At 43.1% G+C, this 26703-nt stretch carries 18 protein-coding genes and 1 pseudogene; 11 read left to right on the forward strand and 8 right to left on the reverse strand.

Annotated features, from left to right (window positions below):
* Positions 1–5 precede the first annotated feature (5 nt).
* Positions 6–3011 carry a SusC/RagA family TonB-linked outer membrane protein gene (locus M2470_RS17500; RefSeq protein WP_280746307.1) on the reverse strand — a complete coding sequence of 1002 codons (3006 nt, stop codon included), beginning with the start codon at positions 3009–3011 and terminating at the stop codon, positions 6–8.
* A 337-nt stretch (positions 3012–3348) separates the two neighbouring features.
* Here M2470_RS17500 and dgt point away from each other — a divergent pair, with 337 nt between their 5' ends.
* Positions 3349–4674: a dGTP triphosphohydrolase gene (gene dgt / locus M2470_RS17505; RefSeq protein WP_280746308.1), complete on the forward strand. Its 1326-nt coding sequence runs from the start codon at positions 3349–3351 to the stop codon at positions 4672–4674.
* A 4-nt stretch (positions 4675–4678) separates the two neighbouring features.
* Here dgt and rsgA read toward each other — a convergent pair whose 3' ends face one another.
* Together rsgA and frr are read right to left on the reverse strand one after the other, a co-directional pair.
* Positions 4679–5611, reverse strand: a complete 933-nt coding sequence (gene rsgA, locus M2470_RS17510; RefSeq protein ID WP_280746309.1) for a ribosome small subunit-dependent GTPase A — start codon at positions 5609–5611, stop codon at positions 4679–4681.
* 5 nt (positions 5612–5616) lie between these two features.
* The gene (frr, locus tag M2470_RS17515) at positions 5617–6177 is read right to left on the reverse strand and encodes a ribosome recycling factor (protein ID WP_280746310.1); all 561 of its coding nucleotides are present in this window, start codon (positions 6175–6177) and stop codon (positions 5617–5619) included.
* A gap of 286 nt (positions 6178–6463) precedes the next feature.
* Here frr and M2470_RS17520 point away from each other — a divergent pair, with 286 nt between their 5' ends.
* The 3 genes from M2470_RS17520 to M2470_RS17535 are packed head-to-tail and all read left to right on the forward strand — an operon-like array spanning position 6464 to position 13654.
* Entirely contained in the window at positions 6464–9955 is a 3492-nt protein-coding gene (locus tag M2470_RS17520; RefSeq protein ID WP_348524230.1) for a family 43 glycosylhydrolase, read from the forward strand.
* A 33-nt stretch (positions 9956–9988) separates the two neighbouring features.
* Positions 9989–11800, forward strand: coding sequence for a sugar-binding domain-containing protein (locus M2470_RS17530; RefSeq protein ID WP_280746311.1), 1812 nt, complete (start codon positions 9989–9991; stop codon positions 11798–11800).
* A gap of 6 nt (positions 11801–11806) precedes the next feature.
* Complete coding sequence (locus M2470_RS17535) at positions 11807–13654, forward strand: glycoside hydrolase family 2 TIM barrel-domain containing protein (RefSeq protein WP_280746312.1); 1848 nt, start codon at positions 11807–11809, stop codon at positions 13652–13654.
* Between the two features lie 61 nt (positions 13655–13715).
* On the opposite strand, the pseudogene M2470_RS17540 reads toward M2470_RS17535, so the two are convergent.
* The 3 genes and pseudogenes from M2470_RS17540 to M2470_RS17550 form a co-directional block, all read right to left on the reverse strand.
* Positions 13716–14519, reverse strand: a pseudogene (locus M2470_RS17540) (Fic family protein); the annotation flags it as partial.
* Positions 14520–14533: 14 nt separating this feature from the next.
* Complete coding sequence (locus M2470_RS17545) at positions 14534–14701, reverse strand: hypothetical protein (RefSeq protein ID WP_280746313.1); 168 nt, start codon at positions 14699–14701, stop codon at positions 14534–14536.
* A gap of 6 nt (positions 14702–14707) precedes the next feature.
* Positions 14708–15232, reverse strand: a complete 525-nt coding sequence (locus M2470_RS17550; RefSeq protein WP_280746314.1) for a hypothetical protein — start codon at positions 15230–15232, stop codon at positions 14708–14710.
* A gap of 287 nt (positions 15233–15519) precedes the next feature.
* Between M2470_RS17550 and rnr the strand changes: the two genes are divergently transcribed.
* Positions 15520–17694: a ribonuclease R gene (gene rnr / locus M2470_RS17555; protein WP_280746315.1), complete on the forward strand. Its 2175-nt coding sequence runs from the start codon at positions 15520–15522 to the stop codon at positions 17692–17694.
* Positions 17695–17718: 24 nt separating this feature from the next.
* On the opposite strand, the gene M2470_RS17560 is transcribed toward rnr, so the two are convergent.
* Positions 17719–18999, reverse strand: coding sequence for a S28 family serine protease (locus tag M2470_RS17560; RefSeq protein WP_280746316.1), 1281 nt, complete (start codon positions 18997–18999; stop codon positions 17719–17721).
* A gap of 102 nt (positions 19000–19101) precedes the next feature.
* On the opposite strand from M2470_RS17560, the gene M2470_RS17565 reads away from it, so the two are divergent.
* The 6 genes from M2470_RS17565 to ispF are packed head-to-tail and all read left to right on the forward strand — an operon-like array spanning position 19102 to position 26294.
* Positions 19102–19869 (forward strand): DUF6383 domain-containing protein, encoded by a 768-nt coding sequence (locus tag M2470_RS17565; RefSeq protein ID WP_280746317.1) that lies wholly within the window; start codon positions 19102–19104, stop codon positions 19867–19869.
* 27 nt (positions 19870–19896) lie between these two features.
* Positions 19897–20553, forward strand: a complete 657-nt coding sequence (locus tag M2470_RS17570; protein WP_280746318.1) for a redox-sensing transcriptional repressor Rex — start codon at positions 19897–19899, stop codon at positions 20551–20553.
* Positions 20550–21164, forward strand: coding sequence for a fumarylacetoacetate hydrolase family protein (locus tag M2470_RS17575; RefSeq protein ID WP_280746319.1), 615 nt, complete (start codon positions 20550–20552; stop codon positions 21162–21164). The genes M2470_RS17570 and M2470_RS17575 overlap by 4 nt, the downstream gene beginning before the upstream one ends.
* A 6-nt stretch (positions 21165–21170) precedes the next feature.
* Positions 21171–24575 carry a type IX secretion system sortase PorU gene (gene porU, locus M2470_RS17580; protein WP_280746320.1) on the forward strand — a complete coding sequence of 1135 codons (3405 nt, stop codon included), beginning with the start codon at positions 21171–21173 and terminating at the stop codon, positions 24573–24575.
* 49 nt (positions 24576–24624) lie between these two features.
* Positions 24625–25809, forward strand: a complete 1185-nt coding sequence (gene porV / locus M2470_RS17585; RefSeq protein WP_280746321.1) for a type IX secretion system outer membrane channel protein PorV — start codon at positions 24625–24627, stop codon at positions 25807–25809.
* Between the two features lie 5 nt (positions 25810–25814).
* Positions 25815–26294, forward strand: a complete 480-nt coding sequence (ispF, locus tag M2470_RS17590; protein ID WP_280746322.1) for a 2-C-methyl-D-erythritol 2,4-cyclodiphosphate synthase — start codon at positions 25815–25817, stop codon at positions 26292–26294.
* Here the strand turns inward: ispF and M2470_RS17595 are convergent.
* Positions 26277–26570 carry a hypothetical protein gene (locus M2470_RS17595; protein WP_280746323.1) on the reverse strand — a complete coding sequence of 98 codons (294 nt, stop codon included), beginning with the start codon at positions 26568–26570 and terminating at the stop codon, positions 26277–26279. The genes ispF and M2470_RS17595 overlap by 18 nt on opposite strands.
* Between the last annotated feature and the right edge of the window lie 133 nt (positions 26571–26703).

Here is a 26703-nt window from a genome sequence, read left to right on the forward strand (position 1 = left end):
ACTTTTTAGAATGTTACTTTCAGGTTAATACCATAGCTGCGTGTGGCAGGCAAGCCGAAGATGTCGAAACCTTGCCAGGCATTATGAGTAGAAACAGACATCTCCGGATCGTGTGGAGAATCTTTGTACAGGAAGAACAGGTTACGTGCAATTAATGATACGCTCAGGTTCTTTGAAGGAGCAATCAGGTTGCGGAATGTATAGCCTAACGAAAGCTCTCTCAGGCGGAAGTTTGTTGCAGAATATACGTATTCACTTCCTGCTTTGTCTTTACCTCCTGTTGATTCGTAGAACTTCTGCGCGTCAATCTTGGTGCCGTTTCCTAAATCTACTCCGCCTTTGTCGCGTGCATCACCGGATACTTTTGATACACCGTAAGCATCCAGGTAGCTCTGCGTCATACCGATTGTATTACCGCCAATTTTTCCGTCAAAAAGGAAGTAGAAAGAGAAATCTTTGTATGAAATGTTATTGCCCCAGCTTAGCTGCCATTTAGCATTTACATTGCCTAAATAGTTGCTGTTGCTGTCGCTTAATTTGGGGTTTCCGTCTTCATTCAGCAGGATAACGCCCTTGTCATCTCTTTCAAGGATGCGCCCGTAGATATCACCGTATGAACCTCCTTCTTTCAGCATGAAGCGGAAGCCGGCTCCACTACCTAGCTGTACTCCGTCAGACAAGCGGTCGTCTAGCTTTTTAATCTTGTTGTCATTGTACGAAATGTTGAAATCCGTACGCCAGCTCCAATCATTATTAATGTCGAAACGATAGCTGGCAGATGCTTCGAAACCGGTATTCTGGATGTCTCCGGCATTGATATAATAGTTATCATATCCGCTGGCCAACGGAGCAGAGATCTGGAAATACTGGTTCTTGTTATTTGTCTTATAATACGTGAAATCCAGGTTGAATCGGTTTTCCAACATAGTCAGGTCAAAACCAAATTCCATAGAATGCATCTTTTCAGGCTTCATTTCCGTAAACGGCGCTTTCGTATTCGGCTCTAATGAACCTAAGTTGACACCGTCCAGCGGATGGGTAATATATGCAGGAACGTCGTTACCTACAATACTGTACGAACCACGAAGCTTCAATAGGTTTACCAAGTCGCCCATCGGGATCATTTCGCTCAACAAAGCGGTTAGACCAACTGCCGGGTAGAAGTAAGACATATTGTTTGTGTAAGCCAGGGCCGACGACCAGTCGTTACGTCCGGTTACATCTACGTAGATCATTCCGTTGTATCCGAATTGCGCTGTTCCGAACACAGAGTTCAAGCGTTTTCTCGGGCTTTCGGTTCTTTCGTTACCATTACCCCTGATGTTTTCAGGAACAAAGTAGTTAGGTTGATCCAAGCCGAATTTATTACTGTCTATTATAGAACGGATTGTTTTTGTATCCATGAAGCTGCTACCTACAGACGCATTTACTTCCCAGACATCATTGAATGTTTTGCTGAAGTTCAGCATGATATCGCCATAGAACTGTTTGGGATCGAAGGTTTCTACCCTGTAACGTCCGTTACCACCCGGTGCCCATGTCTCGGTTGTTGTGGCATGCCATTTACGATCAAACTTATCTTTAGCATTATCGATGCTCAAGCGTCCCTGGATATTGAGGTAATCAGTGATTTTCAGATTAGCAGAAGCCGAAGCCATGATGCGGTCGCGCTTCTCTGTTGCTTTATTGCGATTCAGCACCCAGTAAGGGTTAGAGGTGAAGTCGTTCAGAGAAGTGTACCAGTTTTGTGCGTAGATATTGCGTCCTCCATCAAACGCCTCGAAGTTGTTTTTGTAATGGTTGAAGTCTCCATTTGCCGGGAAGGTATATACACCTGTCAAAGGATTGATATATGTTCCCCCGTGCGGACGGTTGTTGGCTTTCTGAGTAATATAAGAGATAGAAGCATCTACCGACAGCCTGTCTCCGAATAATTTGAATGATTGACGAGCCGTCATGTTATGACGTTGGAAGTCATTTGTCGGCATAATGCCCAAAGAGGTCGTGTTTGCATATGACAGGAAACTCTGTGTCTTCTCGGTTCCTCCGTTAATTGCAACAGAATTGATATACGTAGAACCTGTGCGGAAAAAGTCGTTCACGCGATCCTTGCCCAAAGCTTCTCCGGATATTTTCTCTCCCCAGCTTTTCTCACTCAGTTGATTACCCGTTTTAATTGCTCCGTAAGAGGTTTGCAATTTAGGAGCGCTTAGCGGAGTTTCCAACGTAATGTTAGACGAAAAGTCTACGCGTGCGGCTCCTTCACGTCCTTTCTTGGTAGTAACCATGATAACGCCATTGGCAGCCATACTACCATATAAAGCAGCTGCCGAAGCACCTTTCAATACGTTCATGCTGGCAATGTCGTCGGGGTTGAGGTTTGATAAAGCATCACCTCCGTCGCGGCCTTCGTACTCACCTTCCAACTGGCTGGTTTGAGGGTTGTTCATCGGAACTCCGTCGATTACGATAAGCGGCTGGTTGTTTCCCCAAGCTGATTTGTTACCGCGAAGCAGAATCTTTGAAGATCCGCCGGCACCGGTAGCGTTAGGCGTAATTACTAATCCGGCAGCTTTACCTTGCAGCGAGTTAATCATGTTGGCGTCCTTTGCCCTTGTCAGCTCGTTCCCTGCCAGCTGTTGGGTGGCATACGTCAAACTCTTGGCTTTACGTTCGATACCCATAGCGGTAACCACTACTTCGTTAATCTTTTGTGAGTCGGAAGACATATCAACATTGATTACCGTTCGGTTTCCTACTATTTCTTCAACAGTAGTCATCCCTAAATAAGAAAATTGTAATACATCATTCTCATTGGTTTCCAATGAGTAATTCCCGTCAAGATCGGTCACTGTACCGTTTGTTGTTCCTTTTATAACAACATTTGCTCCAATTAATGGCATGTTGACATCTTTATCCATGACAACTCCACTAACTTTCTTTTGTGCCCATAAAGCACTTGTACATGTTCCGATACAGAACAGTACAAATAAGACCAAGTACCTTCTCATAAAATTAGAAATTTAGGTAAGTTTAATACATTAATGAAAATAGTTGAATACATATTAGTATATGTTTAGATTTAGTTATTGTATAAATAGACATAAGTTGCGCAATTAATTTTAACAAAACTTTGTAACGGGGCTAAGTTATTTTGCAAATATATAGACAAAAATCCATAATACGAGTAATATTATGAAAAAATAATGCATGATAATTGTAAATATGACAAATGCTTCATTGTTTACATATTGTCTATTTTTTATTTTCATTCTGTTGTTCTCCTAAATAAACACATACGCTTAATACATTTATAATTCTTACCTTTGTATAAATAAAATATTGAATATGAATTGGGCACAACTTCTTTCGGGGAAACGTTTGGGAATGGAAGACTATCATGAACGTAAGCATGAACGTACAGATTTCCAGCGTGATTATGATCGCTTAATATTCTCGTCACCTTTCCGGCGCTTGCAGAACAAAACGCAGGTATTTCCGCTGCCGGGCAGTATTTTTGTTCATAACCGTTTGACACATAGTTTGGAAGTATCCTGTGTTGGACGTTCTTTAGGGAATAATGTCACCAAAGGGTTGATGAAGAAATATCCGGGAGAAGAAATTAGCTTTCAGGAAATAGGTTCTATTGTGTCTGCTGCCTGTCTGGCGCATGATATGGGCAATCCCCCTTTCGGACATTCCGGAGAACGGGCAATCTCCGGTTATTTTTCGGAAGGAAACGGAAAAGAGCTGGAAGCACAAGTACGCGAAGAAGGCGGGCGTTGGGAGGATTTCCTACACTTCGAGGGAAATGCCAATGCAATGCGCTTGCTCACCCATCAGTTTATAGGGAGAAGAAAAGGTGGTTTTGCCCTGACGTATTGTACACTTGCTTCTATTGTCAAATATCCTTATTCCTCTGTCTTGTCGGAAAAAGGGGGGAAATTCGGCTTTTTTCAGTCGGAAGAAGAAACCTATCACCGGATAGCAACTGAACTGGGAATACAGGTGCGCGACGCAGAGCCGGTACGCTATATCCGTTATCCCTTGGTTTACCTGGTAGAAGCAGCAGATGATATCTGTTACCAAGTGATGGATATTGAAGATGCCCACAAGCTAAGGATACTTACCAGCGAAGAGACTATCGGTCTTTTGCTTGGCTTCTTTGAAGGTGACAAGCTGAATCGTATCAATGAAGTGATGCATAAAGTAGACGATATAAACGAACAGATCGCCTATTTGCGCTCAGGTATTATCGGTTTACTGGTGGATGAATGTTCACGGGTCTTTCTGGAAAATGAAGAACAGATACTCAACGGAACGTTCAAGAGTACCTTGATTGAAGAAATCAACGATCATGCCAAACAGGCATATAAAGCGTGTTCCAAAGTAGCTTACACTAAAATATATCGCGCCAAAGAAGTACTGGATATAGAACTGGCTGGTTTCCATATATTCAGTCAATTGATCGATAGCTTCACAGATGCTGTTATCAATCCCGGAAGCGCATACAGCCGTTTATTGTTGCAGCGTGTGCCTGAACAGTACGATACCAATGCTCCTACCACTTACGGCAAAATTCAATGTGTGTTGGATTATATATCCGGTATGACGGATATTTACGCCTTGGATATTTATCGTAAAATTACAGGAATGAGTCTTCCTGCAGTGTAAGGAGTTAGTATTCTTCCCGGTATTTACTTTCTTCCCGGTCTTTCAATATGCTCAGATAGCTTTTATAGCGGGATGGACTGATTTGCTCCTCACTGACAGCTTTCAGTACGGCACAGCCCGGCTCGTGACGGTGTGTGCAGTTCCCGAAGCGACAATTCTCCGACACTGAAAATATCTCCGGAAAGTAGTGAGATATTTCGGCATCTTCCATCTCGATTGTGCCGAACCCTTTAATCCCTGGGGTATCAATCAGATATCCACCTTCGGGCAAAACAATCATCTCGGAAAAGGTAGTGGTATGAACCCCTTTGTTATGGTATTCTGAAATATTCCCGGTTCTCAGGTTTACACCGGGTACCAGTTTGTTGATAATCGTAGACTTCCCTACTCCCGAGTGGCCGGAGAGCAGAGTGATCTTATCCTTTAGCTCTATCTTTAACTCTTCCATCCCTTCGCCGCTTTTGGCGCATAGCTTGGAGCAAGGATAACCAATTCCGGTATATAACTTGATGAGGGCTTCCATAGCCTCTTTATCGGCCCCATGAAACCGGTCTATTTTGTTGAAAACCAGTTTCACGGGAACGCTATATGCTTCGGCGGTAGCCAGAAAACGGTCGATAAAGACGGTAGTAGTAATGGGATAATTAACCGTCACGATCAGCATAGCCTGATCTAAGTTGGCGGCAATAATGTGGGACTGTTTAGATAGGTTGGAAGCTCTCCGGATGATATAGTTTTTCCGGTCTTCTATCTCGGTAATAAAGGCTGTACCTTCCGGATTGATATCAATTTGCACCCGGTCTCCTACAGCTACAGGATTGGTGCTGCGTATGTCGCGCAGACGAAAATTCCCTTTTATCTTACTTTCAATATCACGCCCATCATCCGTATGGACAGTATACCAACTCCCTGTGTTTTTTACTACTAAGCCCTTCACCTAAATTAAACTGTCATTATTTCTTTTTCTTTTGCGGCGTACAGTTCGTCTACTTTTTTGATGAATTTGTCGTGTATCTTTTGTACTTCGGCTTCAGCATCTTTTTCTACGTCTTCGGGAACTCCGTCTTTGATACTTTTCTTTAGTTGCTCAATGGCATCGCGACGAGCATTACGGACACTGATTTTAGCATTTTCAGCCTCTTGCTTGGACTGCTTAGCCAAAGCGCGGCGACGTTCTTCCGTAAGCGGAGGAATACCCAGACGAATTACCTCACCGTTATTTTCAGGGGTAATACCTACATCGGAGTCCATAATTGCTTTCTCAATGTCTTTCATCAGCGGCTTTTCCCAAGGTGTGATAAGGATTGTTTTCGCATCCGGGGTTGTCACTGTCGCTACATTTGTAAGAGGCACTATGCTCCCATAATAAGGTACTTTTACTCCGTCAAGGATCTTCGGATTAGCCTTTCCGGCACGGATATGTGCCAGTTGTTCATCCAGATGACCGATAGAGTCATTCATTCTTTGCTCTGCGCTTTGTATAAATTGTTTTGTATCTACCATATTTAAATTGTTTATTGGTTAACAGTAAACAAAAATAGTAAAGATTTCCAACTTTGCAAACATGCTTGTCTGGCTAAAGCTTCAACGGAAAGAAAAAATTTCATCGGCATGAGAAAAAATTCTCACCTGCATGAGAAAAGATTCTCATCCGGTTGAGAAAAAGTTCTCATCCAAATGAAAAAAATCTTTTTTTGCATGATCTTTGAAAGGTTTTGAATGAATAGTGAAAGGCGGATTTCCCCTGATTTTCTTTCTTTGTGGGATGATCTTAATACCATTTTGAAACATGAAAAAAGCCTTTCTATTGTTTATCTTGCTTGTCGGTATTTTTAGTGCCTGCAACACCTTTGTCGATTATTTCGAGCCTGCGGAAAGGAGCAGATTACGTGCTCCGGCCTACCCTTTGGTAATGATGGATCCTTATATAAATGCCTGGTCGTTTAAGAGTAGGTTGAATACGGATGTTGTGAGGCATTGGACGGGACAGCGGCATGCCCTTTTAGGTGGTTTGCGTGTAGATGGAACTTCATACCGCTTTATGGGAGTAGAGGACTATTCGCTGAAAACGATTCTTCCGACAGCCGCTTCGGAAAAATGGGAAGCTGTTTATACCGAAAAAGAACCGGGAGCTGATTGGATGGAGAATGATTTTAACGATGCCTCGTGGAAAAAAGGAAAAGCTGCTTTTGGTACAGAGGGAATGAAGCATCTTTCCACCCTTTGGGAAAGCAAGGATATCTGGATACGCCGTACATTTGAGTTATCGCAGGATTTAGCAGGGGAAAGAATCTTTCTGGAGTATTCTCATGACGACATTTTTGAGTTGTATATCAATGGTATTGAGGTTGTAAACACGGATTACTCGTGGAACGATAATGTTTTGCTGATACTCCCTTCACGCGTGAAGGCTTCTTTGAAAACCGGGAAAAACGTGATAGCGATGCATGTGCATAACCAAACCGGAGGAGGCTATGCCGATTGCGGCCTTTATGTAAAGGAGGAGGTAGGAAGTTCGTGTCATACGCTGGCTATTCAGAAATCGGTACAGGTGCTTCCTACTCAGACATATTATACCTTCATTTGTGGGCCTGTAGAGTTGGATTTGGTATTTACTTCCCCCTTGCTTTTAGACGATCTGAACCTGATGTCTACCCCTGTTAATTACATATCCTACCGGGTCCGGTCGATAGATGATAAACCACATGATACGCAACTATATATTGAAGCATCTCATGAGTGGGCTACCAATACCCCGGAGCAGGAGGTAAAAACCTCTGTTTATCAGGGAGACGAAGGCTCTAAACTGACCTATGCCAAGGTTGGAACCGTTGCACAACCCATTCTTCAGAAAAAAGGGGATAACGTACGGATAGACTGGGGGTACTTCTATCTTGCCTCGGAAAAAAAGGCGGATGTAGACATCAATATCGGAGAATACCATTGGATTAAAAGGCGTTTTGTGGAGGAAGGTTTTGTTCACTCGGCCAGCACAGACAGTGACAATAAAGAGGATAATCCTACCGTTTTGGGCTATTGCCGCGAACTGGGGAGTGTCCGTTCGCCCAAGGAAGGCTTTGTTATGCTTGCCTATGACGACCTTTACTCTATCCAGTATTTCCAGGACAATCGCCCGGCCTATTGGAAACAGAATGGGGAAGTAGACATCATACAGGCATTAGAAGCGGCCAACAAAAACTATCATAAGGTGATGAGGCGTTGTGCTGAGTTTGATACTCAGATGATGGAGGATGCGCGAAGAGTAGGCGGAGAAGAATATGCCGAACTATGTGCCCTGGCCTATCGTCAGGCAGTAGCCGCTCATAAGTTGGTAGAAGATAAAGAAGGCAATTTGTTATTCCTGTCGAAAGAGAATTTCAGCAACGGATCCATCGGAACTGTAGACATTACATATCCCTCCTCTCCTTTGTTTTTAATCTATAATCCTGAACTACTGAAAGGGATGATGAATCCTATCTTTTATTACAGCGAAAGCGGAAAGTGGAATAAGCCTTTTCCGGCGCACGACGTGGGAACCTATCCGATAGCTAACGGGCAAACCTATGGTGGGGATATGCCGATAGAAGAATCAGGCAATATGCTTATTCTGACAACAGCTCTCGCTTTAGTAGAAGGAAATGCCGATTATGCCAAACAGCATTGGGCCTCATTGACAACTTGGGCTAACTATCTGTTGAAAGAAGGACTTGACCCCGAAAATCAACTATGCACAGACGACTTTGCCGGGCATTTTGCTCATAATGCCAATCTATCTGTTAAAGCCATTATGGGGATTGCCGGATATGGCAAACTGGCTGATATGCTGGGAAACAAAGAAACTGCTCAGAAATATATCGGAGCGGCTCGGAGAATGGCTGCTGAATGGGTCAGGATGGCCGATGATGGCGACCATTTCCGCCTGACCTTTGACCAACCTGCTACCTGGAGCCAGAAATACAATCTGATATGGGATAAGCTGTTCGGAATGAATATCTTCCCGGAAGATGTAGCCATGAAAGAAGTCTCCTATTATGTAACCAAGCAACAAAAATACGGCCTGCCATTAGACAGCCGGAAAACGTATACAAAGAGCGACTGGATTATGTGGAGCGCTTGTCTGGCCGATAATCCGCAAGACTTTTACACCCTGATCTCTCCGGTGTATAAATATGTGAATGAGACAGCTTCGAGGATACCATTAAGCGATTGGCACGAAACAACAACCGGTGAATCCGTCGGTTTCCGTGCCCGCTCGGTAGTGGGAGGTTATTTCATGAAGATGTTGGAAGACAAGATGATGAGAGCTAAAACCTTTTCGTACGGAAAGAAACCTGAGCAAAAAGCAGCTCCTTTAGTGAAACGACAAAAAACATACCGGAATCCGGTGATAGACTATAGCCTTCCCGATCCTACTATTATACGGGCAAAAGACGGTTACTTCTATCTGTATGCAACAGAAGATATCCGGAATACGCCGATCCACCGTTCGGCTAATTTGATAGACTGGGAGTTTGTAGGAACTGCTTTTACAGACAATACCCGCCCCTCGTTTGAGCCTAAGGGAGGCTTGTGGGCGCCGGATATCAATTATATCAACGGCAAGTATGTGTTGTATTACTCTATGTCGGTCTGGGGAGGCGAGTGGACATGCGGGGTAGGCGTTGCCGTGTCTGATACTCCGGAAGGGCCTTTCATAGATAAAGGAGCCTTGTTCAGGAGTAACACCATACAGGTACAAAACTCGATTGATCAGTTCTATATAGAAGACGGAGGCAAGAAATACCTTTTCTGGGGTAGCTTCCGGGGCATTTATGCCATTGAACTGTCTGACGATGGGCTCTCCGTCAAAGAAGGGGCAGAAAAAAGACAAATAGCAGGTACGGCTTACGAAGGAGTGTATATCCACAAACGGGATGGATACTATTATCTGTTTGCTTCTATCGGCTCGTGCTGCGAAGGAATAAACAGTACCTATACAACGGTAGTTGGCCGTTCGGAAAAGCTGTTTGGCCCCTATATGGACAAAGAGGGCCAACTAATGTTTGACAATCATCACGAGGTACTGATACAAGGAAATAACCGCTTTGTAGGTACGGGGCACAACTCAGAAATAGTATCGGACGACGAAGGCAATGACTGGATATTCTACCATGCCATAGATAAAGAAAACCCGGCAGGACGTGTACTGATGATGGATCAGGTTCTGTGGAAAGACGGCTGGCCGCAAGTGAAGGGTAATGCCCCCTCATTGGATGCGAAAGCACCTGTATTTAAGCAATAACATACTTTACAATAATAATTAATTAAACGTATCATGAGAAAAGTAACAATGTTAATCTGTGCTTTGGTAATGGCTTTAGGCCTACAGGCACAATGGAAACCGGCTGGTGATAAAATCAAGACGGACTGGGCGGAAAAGATCGACCCGAACAATGTATTGCCGGAGTATCCACGACCCTTGATCGAACGGAGCGAATGGACAAACCTTAACGGCTTATGGGACTATGCTATCGCCACACGCGGAGCAGCGGAGCCATCAGCTTTTGACGGCAAAATACTGGTTCCCTTTGCCATCGAATCATCCCTTTCCGGAGTAATGAAAGAGGTAGGCGAAACCAATGAATTATGGTATAAACGTGAGTTTACAGTTCCTTCCGCCTGGAAAGGAAAAAATGTAAAACTAAACTTCGGAGCCGTAGACTGGAAAGCAGATGTGTTTGTTAATGACATACTGATTGGCTCGCACCAGGGAGGATACACGCCGTTTTCGTTTGACATTACCCCTTTCCTGAGTGGAAAAACCAAACATAAACTGGTAGTACGTGTATGGGACCCTACAGACAAAGGCTTCCAGCCACGCGGAAAGCAGGTGAAGAACCCGGAAAGCATCTGGTATACGCCTGTTACAGGTATCTGGCAGACGGTATGGTTGGAACCGGTAGCTCCCAATCATATCACAGCTATTAAGGCTATCCCTTGTGTAGATAGTGGCTCACTGAATGTAACGGTTTCAACGGCTCAATGCTGTGCAACAGACATTGTAGAAGTGAAGTTATTGGATAAAGGACAGGTAGTTGCTTCTGCCAAAGGTTTACAGAGAAAAGAGCTTCGCTTGTCGGTGAAGAATCCAACCTTGTGGGATACCAAGAACCCCTACCTGTATGATATGAAAGTATCGGTATCATCTGCCGGTAAGGTAGTTGACGAGATAAAATCATATACAGCTTTCCGCAAGATATCGGCCAAACGTGATGCCAATGGCTTGATGCGTATGCAGCTGAATAACAAAGACCTTTTCCACTATGGCCCGCTGGATCAGGGATGGTGGCCTGATGGTTTGTACACCGCTCCTACAGACGAAGCCTTGCTTTATGATATCAAGAAAACGAAAGACTGGGGCTTCAATATGATCCGTAAGCACGTAAAGGTAGAGCCGGCTCGTTGGTACTACCATTGCGACAAGGAAGGTATACTGGTTTGGCAGGATATGCCGAGCGGAGACATGGGTAACAACTGGGCTCCTCATGTGTATAATGGAGGAACAGATAAAAAGCGTTCGGCTGAATCAATAGCCAACTACTACCAGGAATGGCAAGAGATTATGGATCTGTGTATCTCTAACCCATCTGTTGTCGTTTGGGTACCGTTTAATGAGGCTTGGGGACAGTTTGACACCGAGAAAGTAACGGAATGGACAGCTACCTACGATCCTTCCCGTCTGGTTAATCCTGCCAGTGGAGGGAATCATCGTCCTTGTGGAGATATCCTTGACCTACACAACTATCCGGGGCCGAAAATGTTCTTGTTTGATGCCGAACGTGTCAATGTTTTGGGCGAGTATGGCGGTATCGGTCTGCCATTGGAAGAGCATCTTTGGTGGCAGAAGCGGAACTGGGGATATATCCAGTTTAAAAACGTAGAAGAAGTAACTGCCGAATATGTGAAGTATGCCAAGGAACTGAAAGAGATGGTAAAGCGTGGTTTCTCAGCAGCCGTATATACCCAAACCACAGATGTAGAGGGAGAAGTAAACGGATTGATGACCTATGACCGTAAGAAGATTAAAATAAACGAAGCAGAGGTACGAAAGGCCAACCTGGAAGTAATAAACGAATTATCTAAATAATACAATATGAGAAAGATACTGATCGGCATGCTGGCTTTGGTATGCTGCACATTAACCCTTTTAGCCATACCACGAGCAGAATATCCCCGTCCGCAATTTGAGCGGACGGACTGGGTAAACCTCAATGGGGAGTGGACGTATTCACATGATTTCAGTGGTTCCGGTATGGAACGGGAGTTTTACAAATCTACCGGATTTGCCGGCAAAATTACTGTTCCTTTCTGCCCTGAAAGCGACTTGTCAGGAGTAGGCTATAAAGACTTTATCCAGCATTTCTGGTATCAGCGGAAAATAAGCGTGCCGCAGAGCTGGACAGGGAAGAAGGTTTTGCTGAACTTCGGAGCGGTATATTACAAAGCCGAAATTTATATCGATGGGGTGTTCGCAGCCCGTCATTTCGGAGGAACTTCTTCTTTCTCGGTAGATGTTACTTCCTTGGTAAAGCCGGGGCAGGAGCATAGCCTGGTGGTATATGCGGAAAGTGATGTGCGGGGTGCTCAGCAAGCGGCCGGAAAGCAAAACTTGCAATACGAGTCGTATGCCTGCAACTATACCCGTACTACCGGTATCTGGCAGACGGTGTGGATGGAAGCTGTTCATCCGGAAGGCTTACGCTCGGTACAGGTGCTGACTGATATCGACCAGAAGCAGCTGGTGATCCGTCCCCGTTTCTATCAGGAACTGGGAGGTAAGTTGGAAGTATCACTCTTGGATAATGGCAAAGTTATAGCCAAACAGGCTGTGTCGGCCAGTTCATTAGCTACTGTCATACTTCCGGTGAAGAACCTGAAGACCTGGAGTCCGGAAAGCCCCTTCCTCTACGATGTGGAGTACAAAGTATTGAATAAGCAAGGAGAGGTAGTAGATGTAGTAAAAGCCTATGTAGGCATGCGCAAAGTACATATCGAGGGAAATAAGGTACACCTGAACAACAAACCTTATTACCAACGCCTGGTATTAGACCAGGGCTTCTATCCCGATGGCATCTGGACAGCTCCCAATGATGAGGCCCTGAAAAGGGACATTGAACTCTCTATGGAAGCTGGTTTCAATGGAGCCCGTTTGCACCAGAAAGTATTTGAAGAACGTTTCCACTACTGGGCAGACAAGCTGGGCTATATCACCTGGGGAGAGGCTTCCAGTTGGGGGATGGACTGTAACGATCCGGTTGTAGCCCGCAATTTTATCACCGAATGGTCTGAGATTGTCTATCGCGATATGAATCACCCTTCTATCCTTATATGGACACCTGCCAACGAACAGTTCTGGCCGGATCGCATCCAGTATCCCCGTATGATGGAAGACCTGTACAAACTCACAAAGATGATTGATCCGACTCGCCCCTTCCACGGAGCAAGCGGTGGAACACACATCGCAACAGATATCTGGACGATCCATGATTATGAGCAAGATCCTGCCAAACTGAAACAAAACCTGTACAATGGCGGAAAGCTGGCTAAAACACCCGTATGGGAAATCCAGCTTAAACCCATGAATATAGGCTTTAACGGACTGAAATATACCGACCAGTATACCTTCCCGGAATACAAGAAAGACATGCCTTATATTGTAGATGAATTCGGAGGTATAAAATGGAACCCTGCTCAGCAAATGGAAAGCGCACAGAACACCTCCTGGGGATATGGCGAACCGCCCAGATCGCTGGAAGAATTCTATGCCCGCCTGGAAGGACAGGTAAACAATGTATTATCCCTATCGGCTGATATCTGGGGCTATTGCTACACCCAGCTAACCGATGTAGAACAAGAGCAAAACGGCATCTACTACTACGACCGCAAGCCTAAGTTCGACATGAAACGCATCCATACCATCTTCAGCCAGGATCCGGAATAAAGCAAAATCAAAAGGATGTGTTCAAAAAGGGCACATCCTTCTTTTAATCTTTAGCGCCAGAATTAACTAATAACTCTCTGTTTTTTAATTCGTTATTTTCGTTTAGCAGGAGATTGCCAAAAAAGCGTTCTAGATATTCGTTTGTAGCATGAATATTGTTCTTGAAATTGTTGTAATTGGCTCTGACAAGGGCGTTTCGGAAGTACCATGAGTGTTGGGCAAACAGCTCATTATTAATGTCAAAACCGAATGTTCGCAAATATTTAATTGTGAATACAGCTGTAGTTCTTGTATTACCTTCGCCAAATGCGTGAATTTGCCACAAATCTGATACAAAATCAGCTATGTGTTGAACCGTTTGAGGCAAGCTAAGCCCTTTATAACTAAACTGTTTTTCCTTTTCAAAATCATAGCTGAGTGTTGCGCGAATACTGTCGGCACTTGCGTAGTAAACCGTTTCTCCGTTCAGCACCCATTCGGCTTTGCTGATATTGTAGTCGCGTATTTTTCCGGCAAATGAATAAATTCCTTCAAAAAGCCGTTTGTGGATAATTAGGTATTCAGCCGGCGAAAAAGTAAATGTTTTTTCCGACAAAATTTCGGCTATTTGTACAGATACTTTATCGGCCTCCTCCGATCTATCATTCTCATCTCTAACAGGTTTTGCCTTGTAATAACTGTCAATACGATCTTTAGCTTCACCAATACTAATATAGCCCTCAATATTCTGCTTTGCGGTTTCGATAAGATACGACGAAGGCTTCAGTCCATCAACATCTTGCAGACCAATCGCCGTTTGCCAGGCGTACCCTTTTTCCTTCTTCTCCGGTTCGCCTTGCCTGATATATTCGTCAAAATCACTCATCGCTCTTACTCAACCTAAACCTGTTTTATTTTTTTCTGATTTGATTTTCGTTGCAAACCTATTTGTCTGCGTTTTTCTTTATCAGCACGAATGTATTCGCTAATAGCTGATTTTTCTTTATCAGTAAGTGGACGGGATTCTACTATAAAATCCACATCAAGAGGTTCTCTTATAAATCCCATAATCAGTTATTTAAAATATTTGTTTGTTAATTTTAATGCGTTTTCTGTATTTATTATCATCAAACGCCCGCCAACATGAACAGCTCCTAAACTTTTTTCATAATGTTCTATAAGTTTTGTTTTGGATATGAATGATACATAACCTTCTCCTCCGCGTTGAAAAGACAACTTACAGGCAAATGCAACTAAATTTCCAGGTACACCAAGGTAGGTCTTGCTTTTTCCAATATTAAATGGTGCACTTTCAATCAAATGCATAAAAACATGATCATCTTTTACTTCTAAACTAACTACCCCTTGAATAATATTCGGATTGTTGCTTATTGTAAGTTTATAAACTTCTTTTTCAGGAAATTTAAACTCATTCTTCCAATCAAATCTCCAACCGTTTTTTTGGGTGAGCTTTTTGAGTTCTGTTTTTGACAAAAGAGAAACTTCGGTTGGAAAACTATCTCCAGAATGAACATTTTCGATAGAATTTGTCAGTTTATCTATCTCAAAGTCAAGTCCTGCGTTTTTTTCTCTTCTCATGTTGTAAAAATACGAAAAAAACATCAGTTATGCAACTAATCAGGGAGGTATCATTCCAACAAAACGAATATCGTCCCACAACTGTTGAACTTGTGTTCAACAACTGTAGAACATGAATTCAACAATTGTAGAACATATGTTCAACAGTTGTGGGATTTTAAAATAGACAGAACTTAAAATCAAGTTGATTGTTATTATATAAAAGACAAACGGCTATGACTATCTGCTTTTTTAATTATATTTGTGATGTTAAAGAACACATTACAGCCTAACTAATAGGAATATTTATGACAAAAAATAAATCAAAAAGAAAAGAACATAAAGAGAAAAAAGAGCCTCGGAAGGGTGTAAAGAGAATGAAGAAGCAGGCGATGCTTCATGCCATTATTTCGGCATTCCAATCCTCTCCTAAAGAGCTTTTTAATTATAAGCAAATAAGCAAAATCATAGGTATAGAAGGACAGGTACAAAAACTACAGGTAGTAGACATTTTGTACGACCTGGCTGCCGATGATTTTATTTCGGAAATAGATAGGGGGCGTTATCGCCTGAACAACTTGGGAACCATTGCTGTAGGCACGTTTAGCCGTAGAAGTAACGGTAAGAATTCATTTATTCCAGAAGATGGAGGAGCTCCTGTTTTTATTGCCGAGCGTAACTCCGGACATGCCATGCAAGGTGATAAGGTAAGGGTGCAGCTATTAGCAAAGCGAAAAGGTGCCGAACCGGAAGCCGAAGTGGTGGAAATACTGGAACGTTCCGAACAGACCTTTGTGGGTAAACTGCAGGTAGCTAAAGGCTTTGCCTTCCTTATAACAGAAGATAAAACCCTGGCCAATGATATCTTTATCCCGAAAGAAAAACTGAAGGGAGGGAAAAACGGTGATAAGGCGATTGTGCGTATCATGGAATGGCCGGAAGGAGCCAAAAACCCATTGGGAGAAGTGGTTGATATCCTGGGTATAGCCGGACAAAATACAACGGAAATGCACGCAATTCTGGCAGAGTTCGGATTGCCTTATAAATATCCGGCGGCTGTAGAAAAGGCGGCTGATAAGATACCCGATACCATATCGGAAGAGGAAATTGCCAAGCGGGAAGATTTCCGGGAAGTACTTACCTTTACGATTGACCCGAAGGATGCGAAAGACTTTGACGATGCCTTGTCGGTATGTAAGTTGGCAAACGGAAACTGGGAAGTAGGGGTGCATATCGCCGATGTGACTCACTATGTAAAGCCGGATGGTATCATTGACAAAGAGGCGGTAAGCCGGGCTACGTCTGTTTACTTGGTAGACCGTACGATACCCATGCTTCCGGAACGCCTGAGCAATTTGATCTGCTCACTCCGTCCTGATGAAGAAAAGCTTTGTTTCTCCGCTATCTTTGAGATGGATGCGAATGCGGAAGTAAAGAACTACCGCTTGAAGCGTACCGTTATAAAGAGCGACAGGCGCTTTACGTATGAAGAAGCTCAGCAAATAATAGAAACAGGCGAAGGAGATTATAAAGAAGAGATACTGGCCTTGAACGAATTGGCAAAGATATTACGTGCCAAGCGTTTCAAGAATGGAGCGATCAACTTCGACCGTTACGAGGTGAAATTTGAGATAGACGAAATGGGTAAACCTCTGAGTGTTTATTTCAAAGAAGCAAAAGAGGCGAATAAGCTGATAGAAGAGTTTATGTTGCTGGCAAATAAAACAGTTGCCGAGTTTGTAGGTAAAGAGCCGAAAGTAAAGGCTAAGAAGACCTTTGTATATCGTATTCACGATCTTCCCGATCCGGAAAAGATGGAGAATTTCGCCACTTTTGTTCGTCGTTTTGGTTACAAAATGAAGACAGAAGGAAAGAAAAGTGATGTCTCCAAGAGCATCAATAGCCTTCTTGACACAGTAAAAGGCAAACCGGAAGAGAACTTGATCGAGACATTAGCTGTCCGCGCCATGCAGAAAGCCCGTTATTCGATAGACAATGTAGGGCATTATGGTCTGGCATTTGAATACTATACACACTTTACATCGCCCATCCGACGCTATCCCGATATGATGGTTCATCGCCTATTGGAACGTTATCTGAGTGGCGGACGTAGTGCTCCTAAAGGTAAATATGAAGAGTTGTGCGATCATAGCTCCAATATGGAACAGACCGCTTCCAATGCCGAACGTGCTTCCATCAAATACAAACAGGTGGAATTTATGAGCGACAAACTGGGGATGGTTTTCGACGGTGTGATATCCGGTGTTACGGAGTGGGGTTTATACGTAGAGCTGAATGAAAATAAATGCGAAGGCCTTGTCCCCATCCGGGATCTGCATGATGATTATTACGAGTTCGACGATAAAAATTATTGTCTGATTGGCAGACGCAGAAAGCATCAATACAGGCTTGGTGACCCTATCACCATCAAAGTAGCCAATGCCAATCTGGAACGGAAACAATTAGATTTTGCGCTTGTTTAAACAAGCGCAAAATCTAATTGTCAATTATTGAAGCCAAGCTTCAATCTGAGCCATGATTTTTGCTTTCATATCATTGGGCATGTTGCTGATACGGGCACGATGGCTACCTCTTGGCTGGATATAGATTTGTTCGTTTACTTTTCCTTTGAAGTGGGGGACGCGTGTGGCGCTCCAGGGATCTACTTCTCCGTAGATCCAGATCATCTTCGGATCGTTATCTCTCAGGTAATTGTGTATTTTGTGATATAAGGCAGGATCGAAAGTAATCTTTCCAGCGCTCTTCGGAAGCATGATTTTTTCCATATATCCTTTTGCATCTTTAATAGTCAGATACTTTTTGAAGGGCTTAGTGTCATATCCATAGTAGCCTAATTCTTTAGCTGCCTGAACAAAGAATGAGGCGTTAGGCTGTGTTTCTGAGAAGTAATCAGAGCCACTGATATCCATCAGATGGTCGAATAACATCTTGTCATTTGAGTCTAAGGCAGGTATCGAACTTACAGATGCTCCCCATTGCCAGAAAGCAAAAGCATACTCCAACACACAGTAGTCCAGTACTTCGGCCAGTGGAATGCTGTAGGTATAATTCTTTTCTTTGCTGAATGCTTCCAGTAATGGCAACATAAGCTCTTTTCGTTTAAGTATTTCCGTCTGAAATTTCTGGATTTGCTTCCGCTCTTTCTTTGTGCCTACTTTGCGCAGAAAAACTTCCTGGCGATCGTCTTCTACTGCCCGGTTCAAGGGGGCAACATAGGGTACGGAAAAGTCCACATCATCCGGGAAATAAGAACGATAAATCATACTTGTTTGCCCTCCTTTGCTGATCCCTGTACTGATCCATTTGTTCGAGTATATATTTTTGAATGTTGTAGTTACGTGGTGCAAGTCGTAAGCCGAGTTTTCTGCTGTCAGGTAATCCCAGTTCAGCGGTTCGGGTGTTGACTCCAGGAAGAAGCGATGTTCCACAAATACGACATTAAGGTTGAACAGCTTAGACAATTCTTCCTGATAGCGTGAATTCATAGCGTAACGTCCGCCATACCCTTCTGTAACAATAACGGTAGGGCGATCGAAGCCTACATGACTGACAACAACGCGTTGTGTGAACGATCCGAGTTGTGGTTGTTTATGATCCAGTGGTTGTGTGATGCGTACTACATATTTTTCGGCATAATGTTCCGATTCTAAAGCCTCTATTTGGCTGATATCCTTTAACTGTGACAGTTTTTCTTTCAGCTCGCTTGCAGAGACAGAAGTAGACAAGCAGAAGAGGAGAATCAGCAGAAAATTCGATATTCGTTTCATAAGCGTTTATTTTTATTTCGCAAACCTACAAAAAATAGGTTGATATTTTTTTATATTTGCATCAGTTTGTTAATAAGTTTATTAATAATAAGATTGTGAATCATGAATAAACTAAGTTCTTTTATTTGGGTTTGTGTTTTATTACTTACCGTTTCAGCGGTAAATGCGCAAGGGCAAGCTTTGAGATTTTTCAGTGTAAATCAGATAAATGAATATCTTTCGGATGGTGAACATACAGAGATGTCAATAAAATACATGCAAGGTGAATCAAAACCTCAATATCTGATTATGTCTACCAAGTCTGTACGGAAAGAGATTGATCATATAAGTTCCCGCTTCCTGGTACGCGTGCAAGAAGGAGAGACCTCGCGTCTGGCCTTTGTAAACGGTAGCCTCTATGAAGATAACAGCCTGGTACTTCAAGATGCAGGTTTAACCCTTGAGTCAGCCTTGTTTTCATTTCGCCTTGTAAATAAGGATGATGTAGAGGGTGATTTCCTGATCGAAGCCTGGAGTAACAATGAAGGAGAAGGCGAGTGGATAAAGATAGACAAAGGAACTCCTGTTCTGATAAAAACATTGGCAGACCAGGCGCTGAAAAGTGAGGCTGATATCTTTAATATTGAAAACAGTTTTCCGGAAAATATGGATGATGTGCTGATGGCAGCTAATCTGTTTGATGTAACAGCCGATTATGGCAGGATCATCATTAAAGGCGCCAATGGTAAAAAGGCTGTTGTTACAGATGTATATGGACAAACAATTACAAAACAAATAGTAAGCTCGAATGAAGTAAGCCTTTCAGTTCCATCCGGTATTGCTTTTGTCGCGATAGACAATCAGCCTGCTGTAAAAGTTTGGGTAAAATAAGCATACAATAAAATAAAACAGACAACAATGTCTAATGAAAAACTGAGACAGCAATGGAATGTCCCTGAGCCTACGCTGAGAAGATTGCCATGGTATCTTGCCTTTGTAAAACTCCTGAAAGGGAGAGGGGAGACGAATGTTTCTTCTACACAAATAGCCAAGGAAATCAGTGTAGACTCAAGTCAGGTAGCGAAAGATTTGTCTTATGTAAATATTTCAGGCAAAACCAGGGTAGGATATGAGATTGATACCTTGATTGCCGTATTGGAAGAATTTTTGGGTTTTACTTCTCAGCATAAAGCAGTTATCTTTGGAGTTGGGAGCTTGGGAGCATCTCTGTTACAAGACTCCGGACTCAAGCAATATGGCTTGGAAATTGTCGCCGGATTTGATGTCCGCGAAGAATTAGCCGGGAAAGTGATCAATGGGATACCTGTATTTCACCTAAAGGATTTCCCTGCCCGGCAGAAAGAGTTGAATGCTACCATAGGAGTGATAACCGTACCGGTAGACCAAGCTCAGCAAGTAACTGATTCTATCATTACAGAAGGTATCAAAGCCCTTTGGAATTTCACCCCCTTTCGCATCCGCGTACCCCGCCATGTAGTAGTACAGAACACATCCATGTATGCGCATCTGGCAGTAATGTTTAACCGTCTGAGCATGTTAGATAAGAAGAAATGAAGATCATTGCCGTAGGAATGAACTATGCTTCTCACAATAAAGAGATGCATCATTCGTTAGAATTAACAGAACCGACTATTTTTATGAAATCCGACTCGTCTCTGCTAAAAGACGGGAAACCTTTTTTCATTCCTGATTTTTCATCGGAGATACATTACGAAACGGAGATTGTAGTTAGGATAGACCGGTTAGGGAAAAATATTGCAGAGCGTTTTGCTCACCGGTATTACAGCGAAGTAACTGTAGGAATTGACTTTACGGCTCGTGACTTACAAAGCCGCCTCCGTAAACAAGGCCTGCCGTGGGAGATAAGTAAAGCCTTTGACAACTCGGCTGTAACAGGTACTTTTATTCCGCTTCAGGAAGCAGGAGATGTGAATCATCTTTCTTTTCATCTGGATATTAACGGACAAAAGGTACAGGAGGGTAACACAATCAATATGCTTTTCCCGGTAGATAAGATAATAGCTTATGTAAGCCGCTTTTTTACCTTGAAAATAGGTGATCTTATCTATACAGGCACCCCGGAAGGAGTAGGCCCCGTACAGATAAACGACCATTTGGAAGGCTATATCGGCGAAAGAAAGCTATTGGATTTTTATGTAAAATGATTTAGCATGCGTATAATAATTGCTTTACTGATAAGCCTTTGTTTCCTTACTTCCATAAAAGCAGATGGTAGCCGGTATGCTTCCCAGTCTGTCCTTTCGGGTGGTAAATGGGTAAAGATACAGGTAGGAGAAACAGGTATTTATAAAATCACGTATGACGACCTGAAGAAGATGGGTTTCTCTGATCCTTCAAAGGTATCTGTACATGGCTATGGAGGCTGGCCGCTGGATGAAGATTTCAGCTCAAACTCCAAGTATCCATATATAGACGATCTGCCGGCTGTTGCAGTATACAAAGGTTCCGACTACCTGCTTTTCTACGGTAAAGGACCCGTTAAATGGGAGTATGATGATAGCTACGGAGTAAAAGCATTTGTTCATACGAACAACCCATACGCCTTGTATGGCGCTTATTTCCTGACAGACAGTATTGCTCCGAAAGAGATGGAAAAAGTCGCTTCCGTATCAGGAGAAGCCGCTTTAGGGATTACTGTTTTTGATGATTACAGGGTACACGAAGAAGACCTTAAATCTGTCAACAAATCAGGACGTGAACTATTTGGAGAATCATTTGAAGCAGGAGGCTCCAGAACAATAGCAGCTACATCTCCTATCTCGAACATTCCGGGTATTACAGATGATGAAGCAGAGGTAACCATGCGGTTTATCGCCCGCCCGAAATCTACTTCCGGATTGGTAAGCTTAAGTGTAGACGGGAATAATCTGATGAGTCTATCCATTCCTCATGTAGGTACTTCAGTTAATGATACATACACAAAAGCAAGAGTAGTTTCCGGTAGTTTAGCCTGGAATGGGAGTAAAACAGAGAAGCCTAAGTTTGTAGTTTCCTATAACAAATCAGGAGATGAAAATGTCCATCTGGATTATATCCGTTTGCATGTGAAACGCGAATTAAAGCAATATGGAGAGTATACCTTCTTCCGTAGTCTCAGTACAAGAGGGAATGTTTCTCGTTTTATTCTGCAAAACGCCAATGCCAATACCCTTGTCTTTGATATCACGGATGGAGAAAATCCCAGGTTGATGGATGCACAATTAAATGGATCCGAATTGACATTTACTATCCCGGCAAGTGATACATTGCGTGAATTTGTAGCCGTACAGGCAAATCAGCCCCTTACAGGCTGGACAAGAGAAGAGGGAGATATCCCGCATCAGAACCTGCATGCGCATCAACAGATTGATATGGTAATCATTGCTCCGGATGCATTTCGTACGCAGGCAGAGCGTCTGGCAGAGCGTCATCGGACAAAAAAAGATAGTTTGTCGGTATTAGTCGTAAGCCCCCAACAGATATATAATGAGTTTTCAAGTGGTGTGCCTGACGCAACGGCTTATCGCCGTTTTATGAAGATGTTCTACGATCGGAATACTTCGGAAGTCGACAAGCCCAAATATCTGCTTCTTTTTGGAGACGGGGCCTATGATAACCGAGGGGTGACGGCTGACTGGAAACAGATTTCCCGGACAAATATGTTGCTCACTTATCAATCGGATAATTCAGTAAATAGCGGATCGTATGTTACCGATGACTACTTCGGAGCATTGGAAGACATTAAATACATCAACGGACCGATACAGTTAGGCATAGGCCGTTTTCCTGTACGTACGGTAGCAGAAGCCACAGCAGCAGTGGATAAGGTATTATCTTACATGGACAATGCCGTTACCGGTGTATGGAAAAACAAGCTTACTTTTGTAGCAGATGACGGAAATGCAGCTGATACTTTCACAAATGATCACATGGATCAAGCCAATAAGTTGGCAGATATGGTTAGAAGTAATCATCCTGAATTTCTGGTGAATAAGATATTCTTTGATGCCTATAAAAAGAATACGAATTATCCGACGGTAAGGGCTAATATACAGCAACAATTAAAAGACGGCTTACTGATGATTAATTACACAGGTCATGGTAATACCCGTTCATGGAGTGACGAAGATGTTTTGAATCAAACGGATATCGCAGGCTTTACCTATCCGTATCTACCGCTTTGGATAACGGCAACCTGTGATTTTACGCGTTTTGATGATGTTTCTACCTCTGCCGGCGAAGATGTTTTCTTGAAGAAGAGTGGAGGTATTGCCCTGTTTACCACTACCCGTGTTGTTTATTCCAACGACAATTTTGAACTGAACCAAAAGTTGCTTAATGCCTTGTTTGAAAGGAATAGCGATAATAGCAGGCTTACATTAGGAGATATTATGCGAAAAACAAAGGCCTATAGTAACTCCAATAAGCTGAATTTTATCCTGATAGGTGATCCGGCCATGAAGCTGGCTTATCCTGAATATCACATAAATGTGAAGACTGTAAACGGGAATCCGGTAGGACAGCAACCCGATTCGCTGAAAGCAGAGGCAAAAGTAACCATCACCGGAGAAATAACCGATCTGAATGGTAATCTGGCGTCTGATTTTTCCGGTAGTTTGGATATAACTATCCTGGACAGTAAACAAACGATCAAAACATTGCAGAATGCCAATCAGGACGAGGCATTTACCTATGTGGACTATCCCAACAAAATCTATATAGGAAATGATGTTGTAAAGAACGGAACATTCGAGTTCTCATTCACTGTCCCGACAGATATCTCTTATTCCAATGATTACGGTATTCTGAACCTGTATGCTGCAGATGATGATTCCGGTATTGAGGCGCAAGGGAATTATCAGAACTTTGTAGTAGGAGGATCGGCAGACAATCCAGTAGAAGATACCGAAGGCCCGGAGATACGTCAGTTGTATTTGAATGATACTACTTTTGTAGAAGGAGGAAAGGTAAATACTACCCCTCTCTTTATCGCTCGCCTTTGGGATCAGACAGGAGTTAATATCAGCGGAAGCAGTGTAGGGCATGATATAACGTTGTCGATTAGTAGCTTAATCAGCTCCACAACTATTCATACGCTTAACTCGTATTACAAACTGATACCGGACTCAGACGGTGAGGGTTTGGTAGGATTCCAGATACCAGCATTGGAAGCAGGCATGTATTCGGCAGAATTCAGAGTGTGGGATGTGTTGAATAATTCAACAGTTGATACCTTTACTTTCGAGGTAGTTGAAGGTATGAAACCGGTAATGTCGGAAATATTTGCCAGTCCTGTCCCGGCGCGGAGCAGTGTACAATTCTATATCTATCATAATCGTCCGGAATCTAACCTGCGAGTAAATGTAATGGTGTTTGATATGAACGGGCGTCTGGTATGGAAAAGAGAAGAAACCGGAGCCTCCGACTGGGGATCCCCCTATATTGTAAGCTGGGATCTTAGAAGTAGTGCCGGCGGCCGCTTGTTGCCGGGTGTGTATATCTATCGTGCAGCAATCAGTACAGACAACTCCAAAGAGGCTACTAAAGCCAAGAAATTAGTAATCCTCGCACAATAATTACAGATAAAATCAGTTTAAAGTGTTACACTATCAAAGAATGGGTAATATGACGAAATTAGCAAAAATACATATTTTTATCGTTTGCATGTTTGTAACGAGTTTAACTACGTTACATGCTCAGATTAATAAACAGGAGGATTTTTCTCCGATTCAAACGGCTGTTCCTTCCCTCTCTATTGCTCCCGATGCCAGAGGAGGTGCAATGGGTGATAACGGAGTAGCTACCAGTCCTGATATTGCTTCTCAGTACTGGAACCCTGCGAAATATGCATTCAGTTATAGTCAGGCAGGAGTGGGTTTGTCATATACTCCCTGGTTGCGTAAACTGGTAAATGATGTGGCTTTGGCTTATCTATCCGGTTATTACAAGATCGGAAGTAATGACAATCAGGCTATCGGAGCCTCTCTTCGTTACTTTACATTGGGTGAGGTACCTATGACCTCTAATAACGATGTGGTAGACTACTATATGAATCCTTATGAAATGGCTCTCGACGTGAGTTATAGTCGCAAGCTATCAGATTCATACTCAATGGCTGTAGCCTTGCGCTATATTCGTTCGGACATGAGTGATAAGTCTGGAGAGATGTCTCCTGATAATGCGTTTGCTGCCGACGTAGCCGGTTACTTGGAAAAGTATGTGATACTGGGCAATAGTGAGGCTTTGTGGACGTTTGGGTTTAATATCTCCAATATCGGTACAAAGGTGTCGTATGACGGGGGAGTAACAAATAAGTTTATACCAACCAACCTGCGACTGGGAACAGGTTTGCTTTATCCGCTGGACGACTATAATCGCCTGGGCTTCTATTTTGATATCAACAAATACCTGGTGCCTACTTATCCCTTGAACACAGCTACCAACGCAGAGGAAGAAGCACAGTACGAGAAGGATGTGGAAGATTATAACAGTATGTCGTTCATGACCGGTATTTTTAAATCATTCCATGATGCTCCCGGAGGCTTTAAAGAAGAATTAAAAGAAATCAATTTCTCTCTTGGTGCCGAATACAGCTACAATGAGCAGTTTTTTGTTCGCGGAGGGTATTACTATGAGAATCCCAACAAGGGAAATCGCCAGTATTTCTCCGTAGGGGCAGGTTTTCGCATGAGCGTATTCCAGTTGGATGCTGCTTACCTGATCAGTACAGTGCCCAGCAACCCCTTGGATCAGACTTTGCGCTTCTCTCTTTCCTTCGACATGGACGGTATTAAGAACCTTTTCCGCTGATCAGAATGAAGATACGGGTAGGCTTCGGATATGACGTACATGCGTTTGCGGCTAACCGCGATTTATGGTTAGGCGGCATCAAGATTGAGCATACCGTAGGATTGCTGGGACACAGCGATGCCGACGTCCTGATCCATGTTATCTGCGATGCCTTATTAGGCGCCGCCAACATGCGCGACATCGGCTACCATTTCCCCGACACAGCCGGAGAATACAAAGACATAGACAGCAAAATACTGCTTCGCGATACTATGAAACTTATCCGCGAAGCCGGATACGAACTGGGCAATATAGACGCCACAGTAGCCGCCGAACGCCCCAAACTAAACCCTCACATCCCAGCGATGAAACAAAAGCTGGCGGAAGTAATGCAAGTAAGCGAAGCCGACATCTCCATCAAAGCTACCACTACCGAAAAACTCGGCTTCACCGGCCGCGAAGAAGGAGTTGCCGCCTACGCTACGGTCTTACTTCACACGGAATAATCTATTTTTATAATCAATAATCACGATACTGTCGAAGAAATAAGCATTTCCGGCTAATCCCCAAACCTGTAAAGGATTAAAGACATTATCCTCCCAAAGTCCTTCTTTGTCGTAATACACCATTCCGTTTGCAAAAACTTGTCCTCCAAACTCTACGGGTTTGTTTATTTCGAGTCCGTAAAAGGTGATTTCATTTCCCCACCATAAGGGACCACTCAAAGAGTCGATGATAACGGCATTTGACATTTCCAATGCTCTTTCTTTTGTCGTCGCCAAAGAAAAAGGGCTTGAACCGGTATCGAACAGTAACTTACATAGTCTATCCTTAAAAGCATTTCATTTATTTGATTGACAATATATTAGTTTGATTATTTCTTGTTTATATCTGCAAGAATTAGTATCTTTATCT

Origin of the sequence: Parabacteroides sp. PH5-46 (assembly GCF_029892785.1) — a bacterium.
Lineage (GTDB): Bacteria > Bacteroidota > Bacteroidia > Bacteroidales > Tannerellaceae > DFXE01.